Here is a 14,123-nt window from a genome sequence, read left to right as displayed (position 1 = left end):
TTGTTAAAGATGTGGGGGGTGACAAGTCAATAAAAAAGCCGCCCCGTTTCCGGAGCGGCCATATTCAATGGCGTAAGCGGCGATTTGACGGCGCGTTTATCTGCGCGGGCCGCGGGCGACACGCTCGATTTCTTCGCGAACAAGGCGCTCGACGAGCGTTGGCAGGTTATCGTCGAGCCATTCCTGCAGCATCGGCCGCAACATTTCCTGCGCCATATCCTCGACAGAGCGCCGCTCCAGGCCATCGAACACGTCGGCGAGCTCGCCAAAGGACTTCGCCACCTGGGCACCGGCGGTTTCAGAAAGAAGGCCGGCCATCATGGCAATCGAGGCTCCCGCCTGTACTGCTTGCGGCCTTACCTCTGTGGAAGCAACAGGTTCCGGCTTTACATGATCGGAATTGACAGCCTCAGGCGCCGAAATTGCGGGAAGCTGACTCGGCTTATCTTCTTCAAGCTTTACGGCCTCGACACTCGCCGGAGCAACCGGAGATTTTATCGCGCTATCGTCGAAAGACGGGCGCAGCTCGGGCAACGGCAAGGGGATCACCGGCGCGGAAGGTTCGCTGAATACAGTCTGCGACGGAGCTTCATTCGCGGCCGGCGCAGTATCGCGCATCAACGGGATGCCGACATCGGAGGGGCGGCCGGAGCCGGATATCGCCATATCCTGATGCCGTGCGGAGGCTGCGCGAACCCGGGCGGCGACATCAGCAAGCGACAGGGATCGTTCTGTTGCTGCTGGAGCCGCGACCGGCTCCCGCTGGATAGAAAACTCCGGTTGCCGCGGCAAACCGGCATCGTTAGCCACCAAATCGGGAACGAAAGCGGCAGATTCGTCAAAATCCTCGATCTCGTCGTCTTCAAAGGTCGAGGAAGCGTCGTGCAGGCCAGCCGCGTCTGAACCGGGATCATTGCTTTCAATGATCCGACGGATCGAAGCCAATATCTCCTCCATGGAAGGTTCACGCGCTACATTTGGCTGAGCCATTTCATCCTCGCAGTTGCCGAGTGCTACCGTCTTCTCGACGGTGGTAAACTCGTTGCTAGTGTAAGGGCTTGGCGACAAGACACAATGTGACGGGGATAAGCAAAGGCAGCGATACACAGCTTTTGCACAGACATAGAGTCCCGTTTGCAACAGCCGATATTGGCTAAAAACAAAAAGGGGCGCCTGGCGCCCCTCGTGTCACGGCCATTATACCGATGTCAGAAGACGAATTCCTTGACCTTGGCGAAGCCCGGTAGCGGCTTCACGGAAAGATTGAAGCGGGAGCTTTCAGAAATGGCCCCATGTTCCTTGAGCAGAATCTTTGCCTGCGCAGCGTTACCGTAGCCGATCACAGCAACGAGGCGCCCGCCTTCCGCCAACTGCTCCAGAAGTGCGGCAGGCACCTCTTCCACCGAGCCGTTGACGAAAATGAGATCGTATGGCGCAGCCGCCGCATATCCCTTGGTCAACTCGCCCGTCACGACGGTGACGTTCTGACAGCCCAGCGCATTCAAATTGGCCGCTGCAAGCTCGCACAATGCACCATCGCTCTCGAGCGCAGTGACGGAACCGGCCAAATGCGAAAGCAACGCCGCCACGTAACCGCTGCCTGCACCGACGTCGAGCGCGCGATCGTTCTTGGTAATCTCGGCTGCCTGAAGCAGCTTAGCCAAAGGGGAAGCTTCCATCAGGTAACGGCCAGGCGAAAGCTCGATATCCGCATCGAGATATGCAAGCGGCTTAGCCTTCTCGGAAACAAAAGCCTCACGTGGCACGGAAAGAAACGCACGCAGAACAGAGTGCGACGTTACGTCAGTGGTCCGGATCTGATGTTCAACCATCTTTATCCGGGCGGCCTCGAAATCAATCATGTCCTGCGCCTCGTATACTGTCTGCCGACCGTATTACTGGCGCAGCCCACTGGTTTCAAGACGGCGCATGGCGGCTCATTAAAAAACCTTCAGAGAGTGCCGTTACCGAAGCCGAAAACGCCAGATAAAAGAGAATCGAGGAGACAGGCCCGGCGTCTCACTCAAACAGGCGTCATGAATGTGGCCTTAGCGGCTGATTCAACTTTTTCGCCGCCAGATAATCTTTCTCGTAGGAGGATCGCAAACCGCTCGCACCGTCAAATTCCAGCTGATTTGCAAGCGCGGCGGCAAAAAGACCATCAGGATAGGTTCCTGTTCCCTCAACCTCGGCGACAGACGGGCGAAACGCGTTGACGAATTTGGTGAGCACGGGCAAATCCTCCATTCACTTCAAGTACAGCCTTAAAAGCGCATGACGCGCCTTCGGTTCCAGGCTCGCGTAAAGAAGTTAAAAATTAACCATGATCCGTGGCGGGACTTGGGTGGTTGCATGAAATTTCTGCGACACAAGATGCGACAAGAAAAATATGCGCATTGATCGTCAAGGCGCTTGCACAGCGTTTCGATTCGTTCTAAACGCCCCGACACACACCGCAAACTACTGCATGGATGGCCTCGTGGCGGAGTGGTGACGCAGAGGACTGCAAATCCTGCCATCTATCAATGTTTTCAATGCGCATTCTGACTATGACGCCGGGAAACGCCATTTTTCTCAATTATTCGCCCATTGATTCTACACGGCTTTTAGCCGCGTTCAGAATGGCTTTTTAGCATCTTTACGGCTCAACCGCCATGACCAATCAACCGGCACCCTGGCAGAAGAAATACGAATGGCGCGTCACATGGCCCGGTGAAGGCCACGAAGACTGGTCGGCCTATGACGATGACCTCTACATCGGCCGAATCATGAGGGACAAGACCACCCACACCAAGCGCGGCCATTTCATGTGGTCCGGCGGTGCTGCCCAGCATGATGGCTTTCCGAAACGTCTCATGCCTCATCAGGGATGGGAGCCGGAACACTGGCAGGCTGCCAAGGCTGTTGAGGACTGGTATGATGCCATGAGGGAGAGGAACGGGCTGGAGCCTAGGGTTGCCCCAGTCTCTGGCGCTCTACCCGGTCAAGACGCTCCCGAAGATCGAGGATGATATCGCGCTGGCCGTAGACCGAGCCCTGCGCCTGCTTCATCTCGTCAAGCTGACGTTGCAGATCCTCGTCCTTGCTCGTGTAGTTCATCCAGACCCGTTCGTGTTCCGCTCTCGGAACGAGTCCATCGCGGATATCCTTTATGGTCTGCTCCATGCGCTGGCGATCCTCTTGCCCCCTCGCCTGCCTCCAGTCCATTTCCTGACGGGTGATCATCGTCGAGGTGATTTGCGAGAGAGAGGACTGTGTGGTTTCGGCGAGCTTGGTGATCGAGGCTTGCGCGATCTCAGCCTGCTTCACCACAGCGGTGTCGAGACGGTCTTGGCCCTTGCTCAGGCTATTGTAGAAGAACGCCCCGCCTGTAGCCAGAACCGTGAAGCAAACGCCGGCAGCAGCCCAGATCACCGGCCATTGGGTCTTGCTGTTGCTGCGAAGCTCATTCGAAAGCGTTGTCAGACTTGCATTGACACTCTGGAACCCGGTATTCATGTTCGATCGGAGATCGACGATATCCTTCCCCTGGTTCTCAACTCGCTCGGATAATCGAGCGTATTGAGCCATTGGATCGAAACCGTTCCCATTCGACATATCGTTATTCCCTGCCGCCATTCGTCCCGTCGCCCTTTTCTATGCGTATGCTATTCAGGCAGGCTCAGGAGAGCAGCCAGTATGAGAGAACCGTGGCCACGAGGACCACGATGGAGACGACAATCGCCATGACCGCAGGCGGATTGTTGTGGAGCCAGCCCATCAGCGTCCCCACCGCTTGCTGAGATCAGCCCACCAAGCGCTGCAGTCTTCCGACTGGCGGTCCCGGTTATCGGCAACCACCTCCCAGCGCTTCAGTGTGACGACACGAGGTTCGTCTGGCTTCGGAATGACGCGGCCGGTCTTTGCATCACAGGAGGCGTCCAGCGCCGGAAGAGGCGTTGATGCCTTCGCCTCACCTGTTACTACCGCCGCGGCCTGAGAGCGTCCCTCGATCGTCTGGCATCCCTTGTTGCTCATCAACAGCAGAGCCAGCGGCAAAAGCATCAGTGCTTTCCGAACCATTCCAGCTCCTCCTGTGTCCAGCCCGGCAGGTTTGCTTTGCGGGCTTCAGCCTCTAGCTCAGCAACCTTGGCGTCTGCCTGCTCTTTTGCCTTCAGCGTGGCGTCAGCGCGTTTCTTCGCCTCTGTCGCGGCAACCTCTGCGCTTGCCCTGTCACGGCGCTCCTTGTCGAGCTGAGCCTGCAAAGCATCCCGTTCGAAGGTGGTGACCATAGTTGATTTTGCCGCATCCACGCGAAACCAAACGACGCCGGGGATGACTTGCCCGATCCAAGGTAGGCGTAGGCCTTCGTAGACCAGCACCGCCAGGATAAGGCCGGCGATCACCGCGACGGGGATTTTGATGATGTCGGAGAGGTTGGTGAACACTTTGTTATACCTGCCTTTCGTGGTATAAACGACGAACGCGCCGAAGGCTGGCAGGCCGTCGACGCGTTCTAACCAAGCCAACACGAATGAGGTGTCAGATGGCTGAATTGACTTACGCACAGGTCAGTGCGCTTCTCAAGTATGATCCAGAAAGCGGAAAGCTGTTTTGGCGTGAGAGATCTGCAGATCATTATCGCCATACGACCAAGCCAGACGCTCTCGCTAAAACCTTCAACTCGACATTCGCCGGTCGAGAAGCTTTCACATACGTCGATTCCAACGGGTATCGATGTGGCAACTTGATGAACAAGCCGAACCGAGCCCATCGGGTGATATGGCTACTGTCTCATGGGGTATGGCCTACCAATGGCGTCGACCACATAAACGGCAATCCGGAAGACAATCGGCTGGTCAACCTTAGAGCGGCCGATCAGCAATTGAATTGCAGGAACCAATCTCGAAGCCGCAGGAACACGTCCGGTGTCACCGGTGTGCACTATGACAAGAAGCTGGAAAAATGGAGCGCGCACATCACGGTGTGTCGACGCAACATCTATCTGGGTAATTTCGATGATTTTTTTGAGGCGGTGCAATGCCGCCTAGAGGCCAACATAAAATATGGGTTTTCTTCAACGCATGGTGAAAGGGACCCTAGATTGCCCCCTGAAGGCATATCTTACGCTCCTCAGCACGACGGTTGACCAGCCCTTGGACCACCCGGCCGCCTGCCCTGTCCCACATCGTAATGGCATTGCAGGCTCCCCGAATATCGCCAACGTTCGCTCTTCGAGCCACAGTCGATCCGCAAAAGGCTCGCGTGCCGATATTGTAGGAAAGCGAGAGGAAAGCGACGTAGGGCTTTTCGGGGATACTGTCGGGCTTGGTAAGGCACGCCCGCATCCCGGCTTCGAATTCGACTAGGCCATCGCCAAGCATGGCCCGGCATTCCTCCATGGTGTAGCGATCGCCCATCTTCACGCCGCGGGTCTCACCAAAACATACGGTCGGGACCCCCACGATGTCCTTATAGGCAACTGTGCGAACTCCTTCCCATGCAGCCACTAGGGCTATTGCCGCGGCGGCGATGGAGCTTCCTTTTTTTAGTCGCGTCGATGTAGTGCTATTGATCGGCATTTGGATTGTCCTTCGATGAAGTCGATACGGATTGCTGTGCGACAAGGCGCGAAACGAGTGCCGCCATCGACGTGAAGCCGGAAAGGCCAGCGAACAGGCCGCGCGGCAGGTAGAGCCACTGGTCGAGGATCGGCAGCGCGATCTCTAGGCCTGAGAACAGGCCCGCCAGAAGGATGAGCCTAATTGACCACGCCCGCTTGAACACCCGGCCAAAGTGCGCGACCGGCTCCAAGCCGAACACATCCAGCGAGGAGACAAAGCTCCGCTTCACCGCAGCCGTTACCGGCGCGGGTTGTTCCCCGTTCATTGGTTTCTCCGATATTGATGATGTCAGTTCAGGCGGGCATGCGTCTCGACATGAAATCTTCGGCAAAGCCACGCCCGGAATACTTCGTCTTTCAGATGCTCCTGCCACTGGCCTTCCGATATCTGGCCCGAAAGATAGCAGGCCAGAAGAAGTTCATATCCGCTCATGTCGGAGCGTACAGAGCCGTAGCCTCTGCTCCCTGCTGGGCTGCGGATTTGAAGGTGATCTTGTAATAGCCAGCCGGCGTCCCCGAAAAGGTCAGCCAAAGCCAACCTTGTTCCTGCGTCGTCGGGTATCTTGTCTTGTTCAATGAGCCGGGGCCCTGATCATAGGGAGTGAACCCTACACCGGCAGCTGTCGGCAAAGGCACCCCGGCATTGCTGGTCGACTGCTGCCAAATCCCGACAAGGTTCGAATTGTCCATACGCGCGAGGCCGAATTTGCGAATGCCGTTATTGGCTCCGCCAGGAGTCCCCACCGCAAGGATTTCAACATCCACCGTGCCGGTCGCTGCGTAGTTTCCGGGATCGTTGCTTCGGCTGAACAAGGCAGCCGGAAGCGGAATAATCACATCGCCGTCGAGACTGACCGCGGTAGGCAGGGAAGCACCTTCCGCAGGTTTATTAAAAACGGTGATTTCTTCTCGTGCGGCATTGAAATTCACACCGCCGGCGCCAGCCTCTCGGGGGTCTTTCGGTTCAATGAAGAACTCATTGATGTACGCCACACCGTTGCCAGTGCCTTTGCCGACAAGGCGGATGGTTTTCCAACCACGGCCAACAAGCGTGCCGACATAAGTCTTTCCACCCGGGATGTACTGGGCGGCAATATAGCGAGTGGTTTCGAGGGCGCCGCGCTGGTACGCGTTCTTCATAGGGGCGCGATTAATACCCTTGCCAGAAGCATCGACCGGTGCGCTAAGTTCGAAGGTCACACCATCTGCTGCCCCGGCGATGTAGACGTCTGCCACTTCAGCATCGAGATAGAAGGATTGCGAGTATCCGCCCGTTTCAGCAATCCCCATGGCCGCCCCGGAGATCACGTAGCTCTGCGTCACCGTCGCCCCGAACGTTCCCCCGGTCATGAATGCGCCAATTCCCTCCGTGCCGCGCATAGGCTGAAAATGGCAGGCGGATGAGATGTTGCGCGCTGGCTGAAGGAGAACGCCGCTCATAAGGAACGAGGCGATCGCATCACCGAACTTGGCATATCCGTATTTGTTGAGGTGAATGCTGTCCGAGTAAACGTCCGGCTGGTAGCAATACTGCAGTACTTCGACGCTATCGAAGACAGGGCACCCGTAGGCTTCCGCCAGCGACTTCGCGAACTGGCCGAACTGCGCCTGGCTGATGTTGGCGTTGTTGAGGCTGACGGCGTTGGGCGTGGCGATGACTACGCCAATTCCCCACTGAATATATCGACGAACGATCGCTTCATAGAACAGGCAGTATTCGCTGAACGTCGCACCCGCCATACCGTTCGCGTCATTCGTTCCAAGCATGAGGATGACGAGCTGCGCAGACGGCTTGGAGGTCCAGCGCTGATAGGAGAGCTTGGCGGTATCGCCAGAGAACCCCATATTGATGACGTTGACCGAAGAGTTCGTGCAGGCATTCAGCCTCAGATGCATTCGAGCCGGGTACTGGATCGAGGCGCGATCCGCCGTGTGCCCTGCTGCAGGCCCGATGCGGTCAGACGAAACCGTGTCCTGTCCATAGGTGAGGCTGTCGCCCTGACACGCGATCGAGATGGCAGTGCCGGCCAGAAGCGCGTAACCCACGATCGCGAGAAGCTTCTTGTTGCGCAGCCGAAACCATGCAGTGTCTCGATCATCGCTGACGCGATACCACGTCCGACCGTCGCCCGATGAGAACGTGTCATTGGAGCCCGTGTTGGTTGTCGTGAACAAGCCACCCTGCGCGTCGGTCGCAGACGCCCGACCATTGACCTGAATGACAGTCATGGCCGGATCAACGTTGATCGAAGCAAGTCCCGAGATCGTCGAGAAGATCGGGACCTCCTTCTCGGATACGATATCATTGACATAGCCCGCCGCTTGATCACGCGCCGCCAGCGCTTCATCCTTCGCGGCTTGTGCGGCCAGCTTCTCCGCCTCCGCCGCGTCCGCAAACTGTTGTGCGGAATCCTCAGGGAGAATGCGGTCGAATACCCAACCGACGCCGTTATGCTTGTATATTCCTCGATCCGGCCCCGAATACACGATACCAACGTCACCATTGGCATAGTCGCCCGCAACTGCATCTAATGAGGATTTATCCGCCTTCGCGACGGCTGCCCCTTGCGCTGACAAGAGAGCGTCGATGGCCGATCCAACGGCGTCGACAAACGGGAAAATATCGGCTGTGTCGGGCTTATTCGCCCCTGATGACGAAACGCCGTCCATAGCCCATTTGCGCCAGGCCCTGCGGCCAAGCTGACTTATGCTTGCCATTGATGATCTCCGGGAGATTAGGAAACGATTGCGCCGTCTGGTCCTGAAAGAGGCCCGGCGATGCTGGAGCGGTTGAAGGGCTCTGCGTAGATGTTGAATGAGCCTGCCGTTGACGTGATTGGCAGGGCATACGAAATGCCCGGGGCTACTGCGTAGCGCGGGCCGACCTGATGGAGCGGCTTGTTGAGTGAGGATCCTACGGGAACTCGATAAATCGCTACCGACGCAAGGTGACTATCGTTGATAGATCCGAAATTGGCCGTAAACTGGCCAACGCCATCTGAAGCTGAGAAGCTGATCAAGGCAGCGGGCGGAGTACCGTCGACAACGACTGTCACCGGGGTGCTGGATTCCTGCCAGTCGAAGGTCTTGCCTCTAGCGATGTTTCGGATTCGCCAATCGTAAGCCCCGCCATCCGCTACTGGAGAGAACTGCGCGGTTCTTTGCTCCTGATTGACGATTGCATCGGTCCACTCATCAGCGTCAGCCGGGGAAACCTGAACCTGCTGCGAATAGCTATCCGGCAACGTTGCTCCACCAGCAGCCGCGAAAGCGAACCGCAGAACTGGCGCGGAGTTTTCCAGAAGCTCCACCGTCACCGTGACTTGCAGGGCAATGTCATCGACGTTTGAAGGGAGATCGAGTGGAATAACTACCTCGTCCTGTTCGTCGGCCGCAGGGTTCCAGTTCGTCGCGCCATCACGATAGACCACGAACGGGACAGAAACAGTCATGCTTTCGCCGTCATATTCTATCGTCCCGCTGGCACAGGCCGACCGCTCGAAGTCGTCTTCCGGTGAAAGGTCCAGCGTGAAGTTGTAATCCTCTGCCAGGTCGAGCGCCTGAGGCCCGGAGGTAAGCGAGCCAGCATAGTCTGGATTTGCCTCATAGACCGCCAGCTTCGCCAACCGTTGGGCCTGTGTTCCTGATGGGCAGAGCAGACCTTCGATCGCCTCCGAATATTCCTGCCCGTCATCATCCAATAGGTCGGGGTGCCGCCAAAGGACTTCGTTTGCCTTGTAATTGAGAGCCGGCTCAACGTAAGTGAACCGAGCCGTATTGAAGAGCCTTTGGAGTGAGCGTCCGCCCTCAAGCTGTAAGTCGAGATGGTCGCCGTTCTTGGCTCTCAGCGCGATAGAAGGAGTTTCCCCCATCTTCTTCCGAACGGCAATTCTTCCCTGAGGGTCCATGTAGACGTCAGCATTGCAGATTGTCGTGATCGACTGAACGCGGGCTTCATTCTCCGCATTCATGCTGATTTGACCGGCGCAGCGGTAGCGCTTTTCAGTGCCTCCCGCTTTCAGGCTCACATCTTCATCGCAATGATCAGCAAATGTCGCGAAGCTCTCAAAGTTGATGTCATCGTCGTCGTCAGGCGTCAGCCCGTAAACGTCCATGATCTCATTCAGGAGGCAGGCCCCGGCATTACCTGACAGGTCGCGCGCTCCGGTTCGCGGGTCCCACACCTGGTCATAGCCATCCACCAGGAACTGCAGACTGGGCATGTTGTTAGGATACGTGTCCTGCAGCTTGTCCTGTGGAACCTGCTCAACAATCTGAAGGACCATCGCGCAGCCGCGATGCCGGAACGGCGTCAGCGGCGTATTCAACTCAGGAAAGGCCGCAATCAGTTCGGCAAACGGACCATCAGTCATCGTCCCGATCTTACTCAGGATCTGAACCCGAGAGCGGCCCTTCACCTGATACTGAGCATCTGTGACAAACCCATTCGCATCGAGCGTGACCGGCTTCTTATCTAGCCGGAAAGACACGAAACCACGGATCGGTCCTTCGCAGATGTAGTGAAGCAGGTAGCTCTTCTCGCCGCGGCGGAAGCCAAAGACGATAACAGAGCCAGTCAGATACCTGGAATAGATGCGCCGGCGAGCTGAGATTTCCTGCCGAATATTGGTCTGCACGTCTGCCGGGTTCTGCGTCGGCGGCTTCTGTTGTTTGACCAACAGGAGCGATGCGCCGAAAAGAACGCCTGCCCCGATACCCATAGCCAGAGCGCCCACGCCCGCGAAGCCAATTGCCCCGACCAGGCCGGCGAAAGCCGCATTGGGCAGGAGACCGAGGACAACAAATCCGAGCGCTTGAGGCATGCGGAATTTGCGTGCGCCGATCCGGCCCACTTCGGTCATGTCAGGTTTTTTCATGATGCCTCAGGGTCTTGCCGGATTAGGCGACCATACGAATTCAGGCGGCCGGCGGATGTATCGGATGCCGCTTGTGCCGGCGCGCAATACCCACATCGAGCCAGTGCAGATCATGGCGAGGTGCCATCCGTTGAAAGCCATCAGACCGATGTCGCCGCGCTCGCCTTCTGCCTTGCGGGGCCCCGACACGCGGTCGAAGAAGACCACGGCACCCCCTTCGGCATTGAGCATCGCTCTTGCTCCGGCCTCATCACTATACCGGCCTCGCAGGTGCGCAGCGAAATCGATGCCATTGAGAAGCATCCCCCAGCCGGCCACAAAAGTCATGCAGTCGCCGGTTCCGAAGCTGTCCCAAGAGAAAGGCTTCCCCTTCTCTTCCGCCAGGTACTTGTCGAGCAGGTCAGTTTCGCGCATCGAACAGGTTCAAGGTCTGGTCAACCATCTTCTGCACGTAAATGAAGCCTGTCGATCCGGGGTCGCGCTTCTGCTGATCACTATGCGTCACCATCGAATTTGCCGAGCGACGGCGGCGAACAAACCAGTCTTCAAGCATGAGGGTTATCGAGCGCGACGACGGCCCGCTCTTTTCCATCCGCAACCTGTCACCAAGCCCGGTGTAGATGTGAAACCGAGGGTCGAGCGGCTGAAGGTCGGCGTCGTAGAACTGCCCCCAGAACCGGAACCGCCTGCCCTTGATCTGGCGCTGATCAGCCTCGAAGAAGTATTGCTTGATCGTGGTGTTTTCCATGTCCAGCGTGGCAGTGACTTGTCTTGATGAGCCTATCTTCGACGCGCCAAGGCCGGAAACCTGCGCGAGGCCTTGCATCCCCTTCCATGCTATAGCCTCGACGGTTCCATCAAACCCACGCGATCGCAGGACGCCGCCTTCATTGTGGACGTACATAGTGCCAGAGACGAACTGCATCTCGACGAGGACGACACAATGAACTCGATTACCTCGGGTGGCTAGCTTGATCGTCTCGCTGAACATCAATCAACATCCTCAACTAGACGGGTGAGATCTTCGACGAACTCGAGACTGTGCTCCCCATATCGCCCATGAGAAAGAGCATCGAACCCAGGGGAATCTGACACGCAAACACCGACGAACACGGGCGCGAGTGAAATCATGTCACCCACAGCCGCAGGCTTCCTAAGGACTGGCGACAAGCGCAATCTCTGCACTCCTCCTTCTATCCACGATCCGGCGATGCCATAGCAAAACTCGTCGATCGAGAGCGCGCATCCGCCCGGTATTTCGGTGCTCTCGGTAACATAAATTTCCCTGTCATTGAGAGCGGCCGGGTCTCTAAAACTCGTTTCCAGCGTCGGGACGGCATGCCCTACCCCGGTCGCATACATGGCATCGGTCGCGAACGGGATGCCGAGCGCGTTTGCCATCCGGTAGGACCTCGTTGCGGCGGCATACGGCCCATCAATCCCATAAACTTCCGGCAACCGAACGCGGACGAGGGTCGTGTCAGCTTCCATGTTGAAGAAAAAGCCGCGCATGGTTCGCGCGATCTGCTCGTTAAAGACGGCAACGCGGAATGACAGCCGGAACTGCGCACCCGACATCCCGCGAGAGCGCCGCATCCCATTTGTAGCTTGCAGCCCTGGCCGGGTGCTGTACCCGAGTGCGATAGCTGGATCCAAAATTGGAACGGACTTCACGGGGAAATCAACGGGAAGGCTCATACTGCGTTGCGCTCCATCACATCCTTGACCCGTCCGGGAAGCTGTTTGTCATACTTGCCGACCAGCCCGCCCGCTTCACTCCTGGCAACGCTTGTCACGAATGGCATAAGGTTCCCGTTGCTATCGGCATCGACAGCGAAGGTCACCCGCATTGCGCCACCCGTGCTGCCGCCCTTCGTGTGATCTACCACGCTCTCCTGAGGGTGGATCATGGCAAGATAACCACCCTTGCCATCCAAGCCGCCGCTGCGGGCGCCGTCTCCGGTGTAGCCCCCGCCGTCGAATGAAAAGAGCTTGCCGAGGAACCCGCCAAGGAACCCGCCGAGACCTCCACCACCCGATTTTCCGCCGCCTTGCGCGAAAGGCCCTGTGCCAAAAAGCGCTGCTTCGAGAGCTGCTTTTGCGATCTTCTTTGCGAGGTCCTCGAAGACATCGCCCAAATTTTCGCCTTCGACGATCGCGTCTAGAATGCCTTCCTTCAAGTCTTCATTGATGTCCTCAAGGAACCTCGCGGACTCTCCTGTATCCTTAAAATCGTCGCCTAACTGCTTGACGGCGCGAGAGTACGTGTCGGCGTTGATGAAGCCACGGCTATGCAGATCATCAAGCTTCTCCATCTCCTTTTCGTACTTCTCGGCTTCCGTTCGGGTGTCCTCGAAAATCCTCTGGGCTTCGCGCTGGTCATCTTGGAGTGCCTTCATCGCAGGGCTTCGACCCCCGCCGCCCCGACGCCGGCTTCCGAAGTTCTCCCATGGAAAGCCGCTTAGTTCCGGAGTTCCACGAGGGGTAGGTACCGGTCCGTTGAACGGAAGATCGGGATCGGAACTTCCCTGGATAGGCCCATCGCCAGTCCGAATTATTCCGTCGTACGCGCCCTGGCTTGGGTATTTCGCGGTAATAGCGCCGCCCGCTGCAGCCATTGCTTGAAAGATTGATGCCGCACGGGCTGCCTGATCAGCTACCCCAGACATAGTCCCTTCAAGCGTGGCCGCCGCCCCATTTGCTTGTCCAAGCATATTTGTGAAACGCGAGGTGTCTAAGTAAGTAAGGAGTGCTTGTTTTTGCACCTCCTTCATCTGAGGCGAAATCTTCGCACCTTCTGCCTCTGCTTGTTTGATGGCTTCGGAAAATTCCTTTGCCGCCGCGGCGGCTTCCTGTGGGCCTTTTGCCGCCGCCAGATCGTCAAGCGCATTATTGATGCTGTTTGCTTGGATCAGTGTCAGGCCGAATTCTCGATTGAGAAACTGCACCTCCTGCTGCGCTACCATAATTGCGTCTTCCGGAAAGAAATTCTTCGTTGCCGACTGGACTCTCTCTACGGATGACTGAAGATCGGACATTGCCGACCCAATGGCTGCTTGAGCTTCAGAAAGCTTTTTATAGTAGTCAAGTTCGGCTATCTGGCGCAGAACGTCGTAAACCTCTTGTGCACCTTTCGCTTGCGCCCCGAACTTCTCAACAAGGTCACTGCCGCTCATTGAAGCGTTGGCAACCGCCTTCTCATAGGCATCGGTTGCCTTCTCCAGGTCGCCGATCTTGTCAGCAAGCTCTTCTGCTTCCTCTTGCGTCATTATCAAGTTCGCCGCCAGCGGCAGGAGAGCACCAGCAGCCGCACCGGCGAGAATACCGATCGGGCCCAGGCCGAGCGCAAGATCGGGCAACTGGATAGCAATCGCCTGCAGCCAATCTCCAGTTGCCGACGCCTGCTGCGCTACCTGAGACAGCTGCATGCTGGTCATGCGCATCTGCTGGCTGGCAAATACGGACTGTTTGCCAACGTCGTTTGCGGCTTTTCCAACGTGCTCAAGGGCTTTACCTGCGCGCGTCTGCGTACGCTCCGCAGTCGAGGCAATGCTGTCTAGTGCCCGCTCGCCAGATACCAACCCTCTGGAATCTGCGGTGAGCATGAGTTCGAAATCGGACAAGCTTTACGTCCTCACGGCCGG

At 57.3% G+C, this 14,123-nt stretch carries 16 protein-coding genes; 2 read left to right on the top strand and 14 right to left on the bottom strand.

Going from position 1 to position 14,123, the window contains the following annotated elements; translation table 11 throughout:
- Positions 1 to 96: 96 nt before the first annotated feature.
- The 3 genes from JZX87_RS10165 to JZX87_RS10155 all read right to left on the bottom strand — a co-directional run bounded on the left by JZX87_RS10165 (position 97) and on the right by JZX87_RS10155 (position 2,232).
- Positions 97 to 990 carry a PopZ family protein gene (locus JZX87_RS10165; protein WP_206825299.1) on the bottom strand — a complete coding sequence of 298 codons (894 nt, stop codon included), beginning with the start codon at positions 988 to 990 and terminating at the stop codon, positions 97 to 99.
- Between the two features lie 218 nt (positions 991 to 1,208).
- Positions 1,209 to 1,862, bottom strand: coding sequence for a protein-L-isoaspartate O-methyltransferase family protein (locus JZX87_RS10160; RefSeq protein WP_206825298.1), 654 nt, complete (start codon positions 1,860 to 1,862; stop codon positions 1,209 to 1,211).
- 172 nt (positions 1,863 to 2,034) lie between these two features.
- On the bottom strand, positions 2,035 to 2,232 hold the full coding sequence (locus tag JZX87_RS10155) for a hypothetical protein (protein ID WP_148146396.1): 198 nt from the start codon (positions 2,230 to 2,232) through the stop codon (positions 2,035 to 2,037).
- 422 nt (positions 2,233 to 2,654) lie between these two features.
- Between JZX87_RS10155 and JZX87_RS10150 the strand changes: the two genes are divergently transcribed.
- Positions 2,655 to 3,011 (top strand): hypothetical protein, encoded by a 357-nt coding sequence (locus JZX87_RS10150; RefSeq protein WP_206825297.1) that lies wholly within the window; start codon positions 2,655 to 2,657, stop codon positions 3,009 to 3,011.
- On the opposite strand, the gene JZX87_RS10145 is transcribed toward JZX87_RS10150, so the two are convergent.
- From JZX87_RS10145 to JZX87_RS10135, 3 genes are all read right to left on the bottom strand, one after another.
- Positions 2,950 to 3,597, bottom strand: coding sequence for a hypothetical protein (locus JZX87_RS10145; protein WP_286194394.1), 648 nt, complete (start codon positions 3,595 to 3,597; stop codon positions 2,950 to 2,952). The genes JZX87_RS10150 and JZX87_RS10145 overlap by 62 nt on opposite strands.
- 162 nt (positions 3,598 to 3,759) lie before the next feature.
- Positions 3,760 to 4,062 (bottom strand): hypothetical protein, encoded by a 303-nt coding sequence (locus JZX87_RS10140; RefSeq protein ID WP_206825295.1) that lies wholly within the window; start codon positions 4,060 to 4,062, stop codon positions 3,760 to 3,762.
- The gene (locus tag JZX87_RS10135) at positions 4,044 to 4,547 is read right to left on the bottom strand and encodes a hypothetical protein (RefSeq protein ID WP_206825294.1); all 504 of its coding nucleotides are present in this window, start codon (positions 4,545 to 4,547) and stop codon (positions 4,044 to 4,046) included. Before JZX87_RS10135 ends, JZX87_RS10140 begins: the two co-directional genes overlap by 19 nt.
- Between JZX87_RS10135 and JZX87_RS10130 the strand changes: the two genes are divergently transcribed.
- Positions 4,526 to 5,128 carry an HNH endonuclease signature motif containing protein gene (locus JZX87_RS10130; RefSeq protein WP_206825293.1) on the top strand — a complete coding sequence of 201 codons (603 nt, stop codon included), beginning with the start codon at positions 4,526 to 4,528 and terminating at the stop codon, positions 5,126 to 5,128. The genes JZX87_RS10135 and JZX87_RS10130 overlap by 22 nt on opposite strands.
- On the opposite strand, the gene JZX87_RS10125 is transcribed toward JZX87_RS10130, so the two are convergent.
- The 8 genes from JZX87_RS10125 to JZX87_RS10090 form a co-directional block, all read right to left on the bottom strand.
- Positions 5,079 to 5,561, bottom strand: coding sequence for a lysozyme (locus JZX87_RS10125; RefSeq protein WP_206825292.1), 483 nt, complete (start codon positions 5,559 to 5,561; stop codon positions 5,079 to 5,081). The genes JZX87_RS10130 and JZX87_RS10125 overlap by 50 nt on opposite strands.
- The gene (locus JZX87_RS10120) at positions 5,548 to 5,868 is read right to left on the bottom strand and encodes a DUF7940 domain-containing protein (RefSeq protein WP_286194393.1); all 321 of its coding nucleotides are present in this window, start codon (positions 5,866 to 5,868) and stop codon (positions 5,548 to 5,550) included. The genes JZX87_RS10125 and JZX87_RS10120 overlap by 14 nt, the downstream gene beginning before the upstream one ends.
- Before the next feature lie 163 nt (positions 5,869 to 6,031).
- Positions 6,032 to 8,320, bottom strand: a complete 2,289-nt coding sequence (locus JZX87_RS10115; protein WP_206825291.1) for an SGNH/GDSL hydrolase family protein — start codon at positions 8,318 to 8,320, stop codon at positions 6,032 to 6,034.
- A 17-nt stretch (positions 8,321 to 8,337) separates the two neighbouring features.
- Entirely contained in the window at positions 8,338 to 10,479 is a 2,142-nt protein-coding gene (locus tag JZX87_RS10110) for a phage tail protein (RefSeq protein WP_206825290.1), read from the bottom strand.
- Between the two features lie 6 nt (positions 10,480 to 10,485).
- Positions 10,486 to 10,893 carry a DUF6950 family protein gene (locus JZX87_RS10105; RefSeq protein ID WP_206825289.1) on the bottom strand — a complete coding sequence of 136 codons (408 nt, stop codon included), beginning with the start codon at positions 10,891 to 10,893 and terminating at the stop codon, positions 10,486 to 10,488.
- Positions 10,880 to 11,470 carry a hypothetical protein gene (locus JZX87_RS10100; protein ID WP_206825288.1) on the bottom strand — a complete coding sequence of 197 codons (591 nt, stop codon included), beginning with the start codon at positions 11,468 to 11,470 and terminating at the stop codon, positions 10,880 to 10,882. Before JZX87_RS10100 ends, JZX87_RS10105 begins: the two co-directional genes overlap by 14 nt.
- Positions 11,470 to 12,057 carry a hypothetical protein gene (locus JZX87_RS10095; protein WP_206825287.1) on the bottom strand — a complete coding sequence of 196 codons (588 nt, stop codon included), beginning with the start codon at positions 12,055 to 12,057 and terminating at the stop codon, positions 11,470 to 11,472. The genes JZX87_RS10100 and JZX87_RS10095 overlap by 1 nt, the downstream gene beginning before the upstream one ends.
- Positions 12,058 to 12,173: 116 nt before the next feature.
- Positions 12,174 to 14,102 (bottom strand): hypothetical protein, encoded by a 1,929-nt coding sequence (locus tag JZX87_RS10090; protein ID WP_206825286.1) that lies wholly within the window; start codon positions 14,100 to 14,102, stop codon positions 12,174 to 12,176.
- Positions 14,103 to 14,123 lie beyond the last annotated feature (21 nt).

Origin of the sequence: Agrobacterium sp. Ap1 (genome assembly GCF_017313375.1) — a bacterium.
Taxonomy (GTDB): domain Bacteria; phylum Pseudomonadota; class Alphaproteobacteria; order Rhizobiales; family Rhizobiaceae; genus Neorhizobium; species Neorhizobium cellulosilyticum.
This window is presented reverse-complemented; position numbering and strand designations above follow the sequence as displayed.

Excerpts from the sequence above, each read along its gene's own strand:
- JZX87_RS10165 (WP_206825299.1), bottom strand. The coding sequence starts at position 990 with ATGGCTCAGCCAAATGTAGCGCGTGAACCTTCCATGGAGGAGATATTG.
- JZX87_RS10160 (WP_206825298.1), bottom strand. The coding sequence starts at position 1,862 with ATGATTGATTTCGAGGCCGCCCGGATAAAGATGGTTGAACATCAGATC.
- JZX87_RS10150 (WP_206825297.1), top strand. The coding sequence starts at position 2,655 with ATGACCAATCAACCGGCACCCTGGCAGAAGAAATACGAATGGCGCGTC.
- JZX87_RS10145 (WP_286194394.1), bottom strand. The coding sequence starts at position 3,597 with ATGTCGAATGGGAACGGTTTCGATCCAATGGCTCAATACGCTCGATTA.
- JZX87_RS10140 (WP_206825295.1), bottom strand. The coding sequence starts at position 4,062 with ATGGTTCGGAAAGCACTGATGCTTTTGCCGCTGGCTCTGCTGTTGATG.
- JZX87_RS10130 (WP_206825293.1), top strand. The coding sequence starts at position 4,526 with ATGGCTGAATTGACTTACGCACAGGTCAGTGCGCTTCTCAAGTATGAT.
- JZX87_RS10125 (WP_206825292.1), bottom strand. The coding sequence starts at position 5,561 with ATGCCGATCAATAGCACTACATCGACGCGACTAAAAAAAGGAAGCTCC.
- JZX87_RS10120 (WP_286194393.1), bottom strand. The coding sequence starts at position 5,868 with ATGAACGGGGAACAACCCGCGCCGGTAACGGCTGCGGTGAAGCGGAGC.
- JZX87_RS10115 (WP_206825291.1), bottom strand. The coding sequence starts at position 8,320 with ATGGCAAGCATAAGTCAGCTTGGCCGCAGGGCCTGGCGCAAATGGGCT.
- JZX87_RS10110 (WP_206825290.1), bottom strand. The coding sequence starts at position 10,479 with ATGAAAAAACCTGACATGACCGAAGTGGGCCGGATCGGCGCACGCAAA.
- JZX87_RS10105 (WP_206825289.1), bottom strand. The coding sequence starts at position 10,893 with ATGCGCGAAACTGACCTGCTCGACAAGTACCTGGCGGAAGAGAAGGGG.
- JZX87_RS10100 (WP_206825288.1), bottom strand. The coding sequence starts at position 11,470 with ATGTTCAGCGAGACGATCAAGCTAGCCACCCGAGGTAATCGAGTTCAT.
- JZX87_RS10095 (WP_206825287.1), bottom strand. The coding sequence starts at position 12,057 with ATGTCGGGTGCGCAGTTCCGGCTGTCATTCCGCGTTGCCGTCTTTAAC.